Here is a 12,094-nt window from a genome sequence, read left to right on the forward strand (position 1 = left end):
GCGTTAACAGCGATTGCAGCGGCCGCACAAAAAACACTGTATCTTCGAAAACCACGCGCTAAGCTTTGGCGATGAGCGCGATCGAGGGGGTCGCCCGCGCGGGCGAAGGAACCAAACGCTTTCAGGCCAAGCGCGACGCGATCCTCGCGGCGGCGGCCGAAGCGATCAACGAGCAATCGGCAAAGGGCATGACCTTTGCCGACGTGGCGCGGCGCGTGGGGCTCAACACCACCAGCGTCACCTATTATTTCAAGCGCAAGGAAGACCTGGCGGCTGCCGCGTTCGACCAGACGATCGACACGCTGCTGGCGACGCTGGACGACGCGCTGGAACAGGCGACGCCGGAGGATCGCGTCGCGCGGTTCGTGGCGCTGACCTTTGCGCGGCTGACGCGGGTGCGTGCGGGCAGCGAGGCCGCGGTCGCGGTGCTCTCCGACCTTCGCGCGATGGACGAGCCGGCCAAGGGCGCGCTGCTGGGGCGGTGGCGGGAGGTGTTCCGGCGGACGCGCCAGCTGTTCGGGCCGATGCCGACGCGCGCGCATACCGACCTCAATGGCGCGCGGGCGCACGTGCTGCTGGAGAACAGCTTCTGGCTGACCGCATGGCTCGATCGCTATGACAGCGACCAGTTGCCCCGTGTCGAGGCGCGGTTGATGGACCTGCTCGCGGGCGGCCTTGCGGGACCGGGTGCCGAATGGGCGCCGTCGCTGCTCGACCTCACTCACGGCGCGACGCGGTCCAGCCGCGAGAATTTCCTGCTCGCCGCCACCCGCCTCATCAACGAGCTCGGCTATCGCGGGGCGTCGGTGCAGCGGATCGCGAGCGAGCTGAACGTCACCAAGGGCAGCTTCTACCACCATCTGGACGCCAAGGACGACCTCGTCACGCAATGCTATGCGCGCAGTTTCGAGACGATCGCCGGTGCGCAGCGAGAGGCGGATGCGGGCGGGGGCAGTCACTGGCACCGTCTGTCGAGCACCGTCGCGACGTTGCTCGACAGCCAGTTCTCGGACGCGGGGCCGCTGCTACGCACGACGGCGCTGTCGGGGCTGCCGATCGGCGTGCGCCAGGTGATGATGGATCGGTCGAACCGGATCGCGCGCCGCTTTGCCGGGACGATCAGCGACGGCGTCGCGGAAGGGTCGTGCCGCCCCGTCGACGCGCTGATCGCCGCGCAGGCGCTGATGGCGCTCCAGAATGCCGCGTTCGACATGCGGAGCTGGTCGCGGACGATGCCGCGCGACCGCGCCGTGGCGCTCTATGCCTCGACGCTGATGTTCGGGATGTTCGACGATCGCGCCATCAAGGAACCGGCGTCAAGGTGACGCGATTGGCCGGGATCAGCCCATCGTTGGAGACCGACGTGATCCCGTTCGCCGCCCTCGTCCTGACCCTCGCCCCGCCACAGGATGGTGCGCTCAAGAAAGCCGGCGACATCGCCAGCCAGCCCGCGCGCGATGTCGGCGTTGGCAAGCGTGAGATCCCGCTGGTGCTCCAGAACGCGACGGAGGCTCCGTACCGCCAGGACACGGCCGAGACCTGTCCCGCGATCGCGACGGAGATCGGCGCCCTGTCGGCGGAGCTCGGCCCCGACCTGGACCGCAAGCGCGACGAGAAGGGGAGCGCCGGCCGCTATGCAGAGGCGGGCGGGCGGTTCGTCGTCAACACGATCATCCCCTTCCGCGGGCTGGTTCGGGAGATCAGCGGCGCTGCTGCATCGGAGCGGCGGCTGGAGCGCGCCAAGGAAGCGGGCGTCGCGCGCCGCGGCTACCTGCGCGGATTGCAAGCGGCGAAGGGCTGCGCCGTCGAGGATTGAGGGAGAAGGCCATGCGCTTTTCGGGCAAGTCGGTGATCGTCACGGGTGCGGGGTCGGGCATCGGCCGCGCCACCGCGATCGGCTTTGCCGCGGAGGGGGCGGCGGTGACCTGCGCCGACCTGAACGGCGCTGAGGCGACGGCGGCGGCGATCGCGGATGCAGGCGGCCGGGCACTTGGCGTGACGATGGACGCGGGCGAGGAGGCGGCGGTCGGCGCGTTGATCAACCGCGCGATCGAGGCCCATGGCGGGATCGACGTCGTCCACGCCAATGCGGGCATCTCGGGCGGGCTCACCGGCCTGTTCGACCAGAGCGCCGGCGACTGGGCGGAGATCCTGCGCATCAACCTGATCGGCCCGTTCCTGGCGATCAAGCATGCCGCGCCGCGCATCGCCGAGCGGGGCGGCGGCGCGATCGTGCTGACCGCCAGTGTCGCGGGGCTCCGGTCGGGGGCCGGCGGCGCGGCCTATTCGGCGTCGAAGGCTGGCGTCATCAACCTGGCCCAGACGGCCGCGCAGCAGCTTTCCGGATCGGGCGTGCGCGTGAACGCCGTATGTCCCGGCCTGATCGAGACGGGCATGACGCAGGTGCTGTTCGACCGCGCGCGTGACCGCGGGGCGGAGGATCGGATCGGCGCGCTCAATCCGCTGCGGCGTGCGGGCGTGCCGGACGAGATCGCCGGGGTCGTGCTGTTCCTCGCCAGCGATGCGGCGAGCTACCTCAACGGGCAGGCGATCGCGGTCGATGGCGGGCTTTCCACCAGCCACCCGGTCACGCGCCAGCGATACGGCCAGGTTGCGACCTGACGAAGCCGCGCTTGGCCGCGGCAAACCGGAAAATCGCTTCCCTTCGCGGGCTCAGGCCCTAAAGCGGCAGCCGTTTTCTTGTGCCCGGCAAGGGCATGTACGACAGGAAGTTGCGGACCATGGGTTATCGGATCGTCGTCGCGGGCGCGACGGGCAATGTCGGGCGCGAGATGCTCAACATCCTCGCCGAGCGTGAGTTTCCGGCCGACGAGATCGCGGTGCTGGCAAGCAGCCGCTCGGTCGGCGAGGAAGCCGAATATGGCGAGACCGGCCGCAAGCTGAAGATCCAGAATATCGAGCATTTCGATCCGACCGGCTGGGACATGGCGCTGTTCGCGATCGGCAGCGACGCGACCAAGATCCATGCGCCCCGGTTCGCGGCGGCGGGCTGCGTCGTGATCGACAATTCGTCGCTCTATCGCATGGACCCCGACGTGCCGCTGATCGTACCCGAGGTGAATCCTGAGGCGATCGACGGCTATACGGCCAAGAACATCATCGCCAATCCGAACTGCTCGACCGCGCAGATGGTCGTGGCGCTCAAGCCGCTGCACGATGCCGCCGGGATCAAGCGCGTCGTCGTCGCGACCTATCAGTCGGTATCCGGCGCGGGCAAGGCGGGGATGGACGAGCTGTTCGAGCAGAGCCGCAACATCTTCGTCGGCGACCAGGCCGAGCCCAAGAAGTTCACCAAGCAGATCGCCTTCAACGTCATTCCGCACATCGACAGCTTCCTGGACGACGGGTCGACCAAGGAAGAGTGGAAGATGGTCGTCGAGACCAAGAAGATCCTGGATCTCAAGGTCAAGGTCGTCGCGACCTGTGTCCGCGTGCCCGTGTTCGTCGGCCATTCGGAAGCGGTGAACGTCGAGTTCGAGCGCGAGATTTCGGCCGAGGAGGCGCAGAACATCCTGCGCGAGGCGCCGGGCATCATGCTCGTCGACAAGCGCGAGGACGGCGGATACGTCACGCCGATCGAGTGCGTCGGCGACTATGCCACGTTCGTCAGCCGCGTTCGCGAGGATTCGACCGTGGACAACGGCCTCGCCTTCTGGTGCGTCAGCGACAATCTCCGCAAGGGCGCGGCGCTGAACGCGGTGCAGATCGCCGAGCTGCTGGGACGCCGGCATCTGAAGAAGGGCTGACGGACGGGCGCTGCCCGGCTAGAGCAGCGCCATGACCGATCAATCGACGATGCAGCACCTGACCGCGGCCGACGGCACGCGCCTTGCGTGGCATGAACTGGGCGAGGGGCGGCCGATCGTGCTGATCCACGGCTATATGTCGAGCGCCGACGTCAACTGGATGCGGTGGGGGCATGCGGGCAAGGTCGCGGCTGAGGGCTACCGCGTCATCATGCCCGACCTGCGTGCGCACGGGCAGAGCGACCGGCCGCACGATGCCGCCGCCTACTATCCCGACGTGTTGGCCGAGGATGCGGAGGCGCTGATCGCCAAGCTGGGGCTGACCGACTACGATCTCGGCGGTTACTCGCTCGGCGCGCGGACGACGATGCGGGTGCTCGATCGGGCGAAGGTGACTGCGCCCGCGAAGGTGATCTTCGTCGGCATGGGCTATGAGGGCCTGATCGACACCGACCGGCGTAGCGGGCACTTCCGCGGCATCCTCGACAATCTCGGCACGTTCGAGCGGGGGTCGCCCAAGTGGATGGTCGAGGCGTTCCTCAAGACGACCAAGGGCGACCCGGTGGCGCTGCGCCACATCCTCGACACCTTCGTCGACACCGCGCCGGAGCGCGTTGCGGCGATCACGCAGCCGACGCTGGTGCTGGCGGGCGAAGAGGATGACGACAATGGCTCGCACCGCGAGCTGGCGGCGGCGATCCCGGGTGCGGCGCTGAAGGAAGTGCCGGGCGGCCATATGAGCGCGGTGACCAAGCCGGAGCTTGGCGATGCGCTGGCGGAGTGGTTGGCAGCGAAGTAAGTCAACGTCATCCCGGCCTTGAGCCGGGGTCCCGCTTCCTTTCCACGGCAGAGATAGCGGGACCCCGGATCAAGTCCGGGGTGACGAGATACTCAGCTCATCGCGACCGGCTCACGCTCCGGGATCGTGCCTTCGTCGGCGATGCCGGCCTGCCAGGAGCGCGACGAGTCCGTCCCGTCGGCCTGGTGCGCGCCGCCGTTCAGCGTGCCGTCGCCCAGCTTCGTCGGACGGAGCAGGAGCCACAGCGCCGCCGCCGCACCGCCGACCAGGGCCGCGGTCGCCGCAGGGCGCATCTGCGCCTCCAGCGACAGGCTGGTGCGGCGGACATAGATGTCCTTGTTCGACCGCTCGCGCCCGTCCTTGCGCGCTTCGAAGAGGTTGTCGGCGGCACCCGGCTCGGGCGGGGTGTCGATCGTCTGCGCGGGCTTGCCGAACACCGTTTCGACCATCAGGTCAGTCATGCGCGGCATCGCGTTGCCCAGCCCGGAGATCATGAACCCGCCGCCGCCGACCGTCAGCTCGCGCTTCTTGTGGCTCGCGGCGAAGCAGATCGCCTTGGCGACCAGTTCGGGGTCGTAGACGATCGGCGGGATGCGCGCCGGCTTGTCGAGCTTGTTGCGGGCATGTTCGGGATAGGGCGTGTCGATGCCGGTCGGCTTGATGAGCGTCACCGAGATCGGCACGCCGTCGCCCTCCAGCTCGGTGCGCAGCGCCTCAGTAAAGCCGAGCACGGCATGCTTCATCGCCGAATAGGTGCCCTGGAGCGAGATCGCGCGCTCCGACAGGACCGAGCCCACATTGATGAGCGCGCCGCCCCGATCCTTCAGCCGATCGACCGCGTAGCGCGAGGCGCGGACGAGCGCGAAATAGCCGACCTCGAACACGCGGCGATGTTCGTCCATGTCGGTTTCCATCAGCGGCGCATAGAGCGCCACGGCGGCGTCGTTGACCCAGGTGTCGAACCCGCCGAACCGCTGGTCGGCGAGCGCGCCGATCCGCTGCGGCGCATCCTCTTCCGCCACGTCGAGCGCGATCCACGCCGCCTTGCCGCCGGAGCGCGAGATCGCCTCGGCCGCTTCGCGCAGCGCCATCTCGTTGCGCGCGACCATCACCACGCGCGCGCCCTCGCGAGCGGCGCGGCGCGCGGTGGCGAGGCCGATGCCCGACGAGGCACCGGTGATGACGATCGTCTGGTCGGACAGCGGCTTCAAGGTGACGGCCATGGCGTGAGCTCCCGGGGAAAGGTCCGATCGCTCAACGCGTTAACCGTGGATGCTATCCCTTACCTGAACGGCGGCTCATTGAAGGCGCGCAGCTTGCGGCTGTGGAGCTTGCCGCCCTCACGGCGGAGTTCCTCGACCGTCTCGATGCCGATCCGCATATGCTCGCTGATCGCGCGCTCGTAGAAGCGGTTGGCCTGGCCCGGCAGCTTGAGCTCGCCATGGAGCGGCTTGTCCGACACGCATAGCAGCGTGCCGTAGGGGACGCGGAAGCGATAGCCTTGCGCCGCGATCGTCGCCGATTCCATGTCGATGCCGACCGCGCGGCTGAGCGAAAAGCGCAGCGCCGAGGCGGAGAAGCGCAGTTCCCAGTTGCGATCGTCGGTGGTGACGATCGTCCCGGTGCGCAGGCGACGCTTGAGCTCGTCGCCCGACTGACCCGACACCGTCTGCGCCGCGCGGGCGAGCGCCTGCTGCACCTCGGCGATGGCGGGCACGGGAATCGCGGGCGGCAGCACCTCGTCCAGGACGTGGTCGTCGCGAAGATAGGCGTGGGCAAGCACATAGTCGCCGATGCGCTGGCTGGGACGCAGCCCGCCGCAGTGGCCGATCATCAGCCACGCCTCGGGCCGCATGACCGCAAGGTGGTCGGTGATCGTCTTGGCATTGGACGGGCCGACGCCGATGTTGACCAGCGTGATGCCGCTGCGATCGGGCGCGATCAGGTGATAGGCGGGCATCTGGTGCCGGCGCCACGCGCTGTCCGCGACATGGTCGGTGGGGTCGGCGCCGGGCTTCAGATAGAGGCCGCCCGCGCCCGACAGCGCGGTATATTGCCCCTTGCCGAGCTGCTCGGTGCCCCAGCGCACGAACTCGTCGACATAGCGGTGATAGTTGGTGAACAGGATATACTTCTGGACATGCTCGGTCGGCGTGCCGGTATAGTGGCGCAGCCGGGCGAGGCTGAAGTCGGTGCGCAGACCGTCGAACAGCGCCAGCGGGCGCGTCCCGTCCAGACTGACCCACAGGCCATCGGCGATCTCGTCGCCGATATGCGCCAGCTCGGTCGCGGGAAACCAGCGGGCAAGCTCGGAGGCGGACACCTCGTCGAGCTGAAGCGCGTGGCCGGGGTCGAGGACGTAAGGGAACGGTATCTCCTGGCGCCCGGGGACCGCCTTCACCTCGACATCATAATCCTCGACCAACAGCGTCAACTGCTCGGTCAGATAGTCGCCGAACATCGCGGGCTTGGTCACGCTGATGCGATAGTCGCCCGCAGTGACGAGCCGGCCGAACGAGCGCGGCGGGGCGGGGCGGTCGGGTCCGCCGGTATAGCGGACGCGGATCTCGGGATAGGCGAAGCTGCCGTCCTTGCGCATCTCGGGCGCTGGCGCTTCGCCGGTGGAGAGATAGGTCTCAAGCGCCTGCTTCAGGCGCGAGACGGAGGCGGTGTAAAGCCGATCAAGCTCGGCGACGATCGATTCTGCCGTTGTCATCTTGGACGGCTAAAGCGCCGACGTGACGCTGGCAAGTCAGCGAATTGACAGGCGCGCGGCAGCCGGGCCGCCGCGCGCCGTGTCGGATCAGTCCTTGGCGGTGCCGTTCGCCTTGGGGGCGGCAGGCTTGCGCTTGCGCGGCGGCGTGGTCGCCTCCTTGCGCTTCTCGACCAGCTTGGTGACGCCGAAGGCAGCACCCGCGACCGCCGCCGCCGTGCCGACCGCGATCGCCGCGGCGGCGACCGGGTGACGCTTGGCCGAATCGACCGTCGTTTCCGTCGCCTCGTCGATCCGCTTCGCCGCCTTCTTGGCGACGGTGCGGCTCTTCTCGGCGGCGTCATTGGCCGCCTGCTTGACGGCGGTGGTCGCCTTCTGCGCCTTGTCCTTCACGGTAGCCTTAGTCTCGTCGGCGGTATCCTGCGCGGTGTCGGTGGTCATCGCGAAATCTCCTTTCGCGTCTGCAACAACCAACCCCCGCGACAGTTCCGGTTCGGCTTTAAAGCTGCTCGATCAGATGGTCCGCCGAGCTGACGCTGAACTCGCCCGGCTGCTCGACATGGATCTGCTCGACCACGCCGTCGTTGACGATCATCGCGTAACGCTGGCTGCGCGTGCCCATGCCATAGGCGCTGCCGTCCATTTCGAGCCCCGCCGCCTTGGCGAAGTCACCATTGCCGTCGGCCAGCATCGTCACCGCCGACGCGTCGTTCGACTTGCTCCAGGCGCCGAGCACGAAGGCGTCGTTGACCGATGTGCACGCGACCTCGTCGATGCCCTTGGCCTTCAGCTCCTCGGCACGATCGACGAAGCCCGGCAGGTGGCGCGCGGAACAGGTCGGCGTGAACGCGCCCGGTACCGCGAACAGCGCAACGCGGCGACCCTTGAAATAGTCGGCCGAGCTGATCTGCTCGGGCCCGTCGGCGCCGACCTTGACCAGCTTCGCCTCCGGCAGTCGCTCTCCAACCTTGATCGTCATCATCATCTCCCATGTCCGGCCCGGCAGCTTGGGCGCCGGCGCGAGTTTTTCAAGCATTTGCGGATCGCAAGTCGGCTGCTTAGGGTTCTGACGTCATGTCAGTGTCCGTTTCGTCCAGTCCCTTCCTCACCGGCCAGTTCCTGCTGGCGATGCCGGGCATCGGCGATCCCCGGTTCGAGCGCGCGGTGATCGCGATGTGTGCCCACGACAAGGAGGGCGCGCTGGGCATCGGGATCGGCGCGACGATCGACGGGCTGACCTTCCACGACGTGCTCGAACAGTTCGAGATTCCGACCGACGGCGTGCCCGCGGTGCCCGTCCATTTCGGCGGCCCGGTCGAACCGCGGCGCGGCTTCATCGTCCACTCCGTCGACTGGAGCGGGCAGGATACCGTCGACGTCGCGGGCCGCTGGGCGCTGTCGGGCACGGTCGACGTGCTGCGCGCGATCGCCGAGGGGAAGGGGCCGGCGCGGTGGATCGTCGCGCTCGGCTATGCCGGGTGGGGCGAGGGACAACTCGATGAGGAGATGACCCGCCACGGCTGGTTCAACACGGCGGGTGACGAGGCGCTGCTGTACGATGTCGAACCCGACAAGCGTTGGGAACAAGGCTTCACCATGGCGGGAATCGATTCCAGACTCTTGACGATATCGGCTGGAAATGCCTGAATCTAGTACGATTTAACGGTTCGTTTAGACCGTCGACGTAGCCCGATCGCGTGGACGTGATCGAGCTCCTGGTAACCCGCGTGGCCGCGCATTGGCACGTCGCCGCCTTTGCTTTCGCCGCCTTCACGGCGCTGGAACTCGCCTTTCCGCGCGAGCGGCAAAGCCTTATCGGACGGATTCCCGGCGTGATCTTTTGGGGCTTGTGGTTTCCGGTCTCCGTCGCCGTCGACCTGGCTTTCGACGCGTTGTGGCAGTCGGCCGGGGTGCGGCCGTTGCTCCGGGTCGATGTCGGTTCGGCCAGCCTGTGGATCGTGATCGCCGTAGCGGTTGCGACCACCGCCCTCTACGACTTCTTCTTCTACTGGTGTCACCGGTTTCAGCATCGGTTCCTGTGGAGATGGCACGCGGTCCATCATTCGGTTCGCGAACTCAACACGGTCAACGCCTATCATCATGTCAGCGAGCCGGTCGTCCAGTCGATCCTTATCATCCTGCCGATGAGCTTGGTCGTCGCCGATAGTGGAGCGGCACCGACGATCGTCGTCGCGCTGGTCGCCGCACAAAGCTGGCTGATCCACAGCGCGTCACGACTTCACTTCGGTCCGATCGCGGCAGTCCTGGTGGACAATCGCTTTCATCGCATCCACCACTCGGTCGACCCGCAGCATTTCGATCGGAACTTCGGGGCGTTCACGACGCTCTGGGACCGACTGTTCGGGACCGCGTGGATGCCGCGAACGGACGAGTGGCCGGATACGGGCATCGCTGAACTCGACCAGCCGCGCAGCGTTGGCGAGTGGGTCAGTTTGCCATGGCGCTTTCCCAAGCTTCAAACGAGCGCTCCAGCGATGCTCACGCACATATAAAGATATCTTTATATGGAGTTTGCGTTGCGCGGCTGATCGCGCTACGGGGCGGCACGCTAATCGTGATTCAGGAGATTGACCGTGGCCACCGCCCCCGTCCTCGAGACGACCGACTATGTCATCAAGGACATCGCGCTTGCCGATTTCGGCCGCGCCGAGATCAAGATCGCCGAGACCGAGATGCCGGGCCTCATGTCGCTGCGCGAGGAGTTCGGCGCCGCGCAGCCGCTGAAGGGCGCGCGCATCACCGGCTCGCTGCACATGACGATCCAGACCGCGGTGCTGATCGAGACGCTGACCGCGCTCGGCGCCGACGTGCGCTGGGCGACGTGCAACATCTTCTCGACGCAGGACCATGCCGCCGCCGCGATCGCCGCGACCGGCGTGCCGGTGTTCGCGGTCAAGGGCGAGAGCCTGGCCGAATATTGGGACTATGTCGGCGACATCTTTAGCTGGGACCATGAGGTCGAAGGCCAGACCGCCAACCTGATCCTGGACGATGGCGGCGACGCGACGATGTTCGCGCTGTGGGGCGCCAAGCTCGAAGCCGGCGCGACGCTACCTGAGCCCGAGAACGCCGAAGAGGTCGAGTTCCAGCGCGCGCTGAAGGCGTTCATTGCGAAGAAGCCCGGCTATCTGACCGAAACGGTCAAGAACCTGAAGGGCGTCAGCGAAGAGACGACCACCGGCGTCCACCGCCTGTACGAGATCGCCAAGAAGGGCGAGCTTCCGTTCCCCGCGATCAACGTCAACGACAGCGTCACCAAATCGAAGTTCGACAACCTCTATGGTTGCAAGGAATCGCTGGTCGACGCGATTCGCCGCGCGACCGACGTGATGCTGGCCGGCAAGGTCGCGGTCGTCGCCGGCTTCGGCGACGTGGGCAAGGGTTCGGCCCAGTCGCTCCGCAACGGCGGCGCGCGCGTGATGGTGACGGAGGTCGACCCGATCTGCGCGCTTCAGGCCGCGATGGAAGGGTTCGAGGTCGTGACGATGGAGGAAGCGGTGACCCGCGCCGACATCTTCTGCACCGCGACGGGCAATGCCGACGTCATCACCGCCGATCACATGAAGGCGATGAAGCCGATGTCGATCGTCTGCAACATCGGCCATTTCGACAGCGAGATCCAGATCGCGGCGCTGTCGAACTACAAGTGGACCGAAGTGAAGCCGGGCACCGACCTGGTCGAGTTTCCGGACGGCAAGCAGATCATCGTGCTCGCCAAGGGCCGCCTGGTGAACCTGGGCTGCGCGACGGGCCACCCGTCGTTCGTCATGTCCTCGTCCTTCACCAACCAGACACTGGCGCAGCTCGAGCTGTGGACGGCCGGCGAGAAGTACGAGAACAAGGTCTACGTCCTGCCCAAGCATCTGGACGAGAAGGTCGCGGCGCTTCACCTGGAGAAGCTGGGCGTCAAGCTGTCCAAGCTGACGAGCAAGCAGGCGAGCTATATCGGCGTGCCGATCGAGGGTCCGTTCAAGCCGGATCACTATCGCTACTGATCGATAGCGATCGAAGGGAAGGGGCGCGGTCGGCGACGACCGCGCCCCTTTTCGTGTCAGAGTGCGGTGTCGACCGGACGGACGACGATCTCGTTGACGTCGACGCCGTCCGGCTGCTCGACCGCGAAGCGGATCGCGCGGGCGATCGCATCGGGGGTCAGCGAACCCTTGCGCCATTCGACCAGCGCCGACTGGATCGACGGATCGGCGATGTCGTGGCCGAGTTCGGTCGAGACGACGCCGGGCGAGATCACGGTCGCGCGAATGTTGTTGTGCTCTAGGCGCAGCCCCTCGCTGATCGCCCACACCGCGAACTTGGTGCCGCAATAGACCGCCGAGGTCGGATAGACGTTGTGCGCCGCCACCGACGCCACGTTGACGACGTGCCCGCTTCCCTGCGCGATGAAACGCGGCAGCACGGCGGCGATGCCGTTGAGCACGCCCATCACGTTGACGTCGAGCATCCGGCGCCAATCCTCGACACGGCAAGCCGCGAGCGGCGACAGCGGCATGATGCCGGCATTGTTGACGAGCGTGTCGATGCGCCCGAACCGCGCCTCGGCCGCGTCGGCGAACGCGGCGAAGCTGGCGGCGTCGGTGACGTCGAGCGCCTGCCAGGCAACATGGTCGCCGAGCTCCTTCGCCAACGCTTCGAGCCGGTCGGTGCGCCGCGCGCCGATGAAGAGCGTCGCACCCTTGGCGGCGAGTTCGCGTACCGCCGCCTCGCCGATACCGCTCGACGCGCCGGTGATGAGAATGGTCTGGTTCGACAGGTCGGTCATGGGTTCCTCCGTTGTTC

13 protein-coding genes are annotated in these 12,094 nt (G+C 67.1%); 8 read left to right on the forward strand and 5 right to left on the reverse strand.

What is annotated here, in order from left to right:
- The first annotated feature begins 71 nt into the window (after window positions 1-71).
- The 5 genes from RS883_RS09945 (at window position 72) to RS883_RS09965 (ending at window position 4,566) form a co-directional block, all read left to right on the forward strand.
- A complete protein-coding gene (locus RS883_RS09945; RefSeq protein ID WP_315760049.1) occupies window positions 72-1,325 on the forward strand; it encodes a TetR/AcrR family transcriptional regulator in 1,254 nt (417 codons plus the stop codon).
- Window positions 1,322-1,816, forward strand: coding sequence for a hypothetical protein (locus RS883_RS09950; RefSeq protein WP_315760050.1), 495 nt, complete (start codon window positions 1,322-1,324; stop codon window positions 1,814-1,816). The genes RS883_RS09945 and RS883_RS09950 overlap by 4 nt, the downstream gene beginning before the upstream one ends.
- An 11-nt stretch (window positions 1,817-1,827) precedes the next feature.
- Window positions 1,828-2,622, forward strand: a complete 795-nt coding sequence (locus RS883_RS09955) for an SDR family NAD(P)-dependent oxidoreductase (RefSeq protein ID WP_315760051.1) — start codon at window positions 1,828-1,830, stop codon at window positions 2,620-2,622.
- A 119-nt stretch (window positions 2,623-2,741) separates the two neighbouring features.
- A complete protein-coding gene (locus tag RS883_RS09960; RefSeq protein ID WP_315760052.1) occupies window positions 2,742-3,767 on the forward strand; it encodes an aspartate-semialdehyde dehydrogenase in 1,026 nt (341 codons plus the stop codon).
- Window positions 3,768-3,798: 31 nt separating this feature from the next.
- Window positions 3,799-4,566, forward strand: a complete 768-nt coding sequence (locus RS883_RS09965; protein ID WP_315760053.1) for an alpha/beta fold hydrolase — start codon at window positions 3,799-3,801, stop codon at window positions 4,564-4,566.
- Between the two features lie 92 nt (window positions 4,567-4,658).
- Here RS883_RS09965 and RS883_RS09970 read toward each other — a convergent pair whose 3' ends face one another.
- From RS883_RS09970 to RS883_RS09985, 4 genes are all read right to left on the reverse strand, one after another.
- On the reverse strand, window positions 4,659-5,789 hold the full coding sequence (locus RS883_RS09970; protein WP_315760054.1) for an SDR family oxidoreductase: 1,131 nt from the start codon (window positions 5,787-5,789) through the stop codon (window positions 4,659-4,661).
- 59 nt (window positions 5,790-5,848) lie between these two features.
- The gene (locus RS883_RS09975) at window positions 5,849-7,282 is read right to left on the reverse strand and encodes an AMP nucleosidase (protein ID WP_315760055.1); all 1,434 of its coding nucleotides are present in this window, start codon (window positions 7,280-7,282) and stop codon (window positions 5,849-5,851) included.
- Between the two features lie 87 nt (window positions 7,283-7,369).
- On the reverse strand, window positions 7,370-7,720 hold the full coding sequence (locus RS883_RS09980; protein WP_315760056.1) for a hypothetical protein: 351 nt from the start codon (window positions 7,718-7,720) through the stop codon (window positions 7,370-7,372).
- A 58-nt stretch (window positions 7,721-7,778) separates the two neighbouring features.
- Entirely contained in the window at window positions 7,779-8,258 is a 480-nt protein-coding gene (locus RS883_RS09985; RefSeq protein WP_315760057.1) for a peroxiredoxin, read from the reverse strand.
- Between the two features lie 95 nt (window positions 8,259-8,353).
- Between RS883_RS09985 and RS883_RS09990 the strand changes: the two genes are divergently transcribed.
- From RS883_RS09990 to ahcY, 3 genes are all read left to right on the forward strand, one after another.
- Window positions 8,354-8,926 carry a YqgE/AlgH family protein gene (locus tag RS883_RS09990; protein WP_315760058.1) on the forward strand — a complete coding sequence of 191 codons (573 nt, stop codon included), beginning with the start codon at window positions 8,354-8,356 and terminating at the stop codon, window positions 8,924-8,926.
- A 50-nt stretch (window positions 8,927-8,976) separates the two neighbouring features.
- Complete coding sequence (locus tag RS883_RS09995; protein WP_315760059.1) at window positions 8,977-9,792, forward strand: sterol desaturase family protein; 816 nt, start codon at window positions 8,977-8,979, stop codon at window positions 9,790-9,792.
- Window positions 9,793-9,873: 81 nt separating this feature from the next.
- The gene (gene ahcY / locus RS883_RS10000) at window positions 9,874-11,295 is read left to right on the forward strand and encodes an adenosylhomocysteinase (protein ID WP_315760060.1); all 1,422 of its coding nucleotides are present in this window, start codon (window positions 9,874-9,876) and stop codon (window positions 11,293-11,295) included.
- Window positions 11,296-11,351: 56 nt separating this feature from the next.
- Here ahcY and RS883_RS10005 read toward each other — a convergent pair whose 3' ends face one another.
- Window positions 11,352-12,077 (reverse strand): SDR family oxidoreductase, encoded by a 726-nt coding sequence (locus RS883_RS10005; RefSeq protein ID WP_315760061.1) that lies wholly within the window; start codon window positions 12,075-12,077, stop codon window positions 11,352-11,354.
- Window positions 12,078-12,094: the final 17 nt, after the last annotated feature.

The sequence above is a fragment of the Sphingomonas sp. Y38-1Y genome (assembly GCF_032391395.1).
In the GTDB taxonomy this organism is placed as follows: domain Bacteria; phylum Pseudomonadota; class Alphaproteobacteria; order Sphingomonadales; family Sphingomonadaceae; genus Sphingomonas.

Coding starts and splice junctions, on each gene's coding strand:
- RS883_RS09985 (WP_315760057.1), bottom strand. CDS start 8,258: ATGACGATCAAGGTTGGAGAGCGACTGCCGGAGGCGAAGCTGGTCAAG.
- RS883_RS09990 (WP_315760058.1), top strand. CDS start 8,354: ATGTCAGTGTCCGTTTCGTCCAGTCCCTTCCTCACCGGCCAGTTCCTG.
- RS883_RS09975 (WP_315760055.1), bottom strand. CDS start 7,282: ATGACAACGGCAGAATCGATCGTCGCCGAGCTTGATCGGCTTTACACC.
- RS883_RS10005 (WP_315760061.1), bottom strand. CDS start 12,077: ATGACCGACCTGTCGAACCAGACCATTCTCATCACCGGCGCGTCGAGC.
- RS883_RS09945 (WP_315760049.1), top strand. CDS start 72: ATGAGCGCGATCGAGGGGGTCGCCCGCGCGGGCGAAGGAACCAAACGC.
- RS883_RS09980 (WP_315760056.1), bottom strand. CDS start 7,720: ATGACCACCGACACCGCGCAGGATACCGCCGACGAGACTAAGGCTACC.
- RS883_RS09965 (WP_315760053.1), top strand. CDS start 3,799: ATGACCGATCAATCGACGATGCAGCACCTGACCGCGGCCGACGGCACG.
- RS883_RS09970 (WP_315760054.1), bottom strand. CDS start 5,789: ATGGCCGTCACCTTGAAGCCGCTGTCCGACCAGACGATCGTCATCACC.
- RS883_RS09955 (WP_315760051.1), top strand. CDS start 1,828: ATGCGCTTTTCGGGCAAGTCGGTGATCGTCACGGGTGCGGGGTCGGGC.
- RS883_RS09960 (WP_315760052.1), top strand. CDS start 2,742: ATGGGTTATCGGATCGTCGTCGCGGGCGCGACGGGCAATGTCGGGCGC.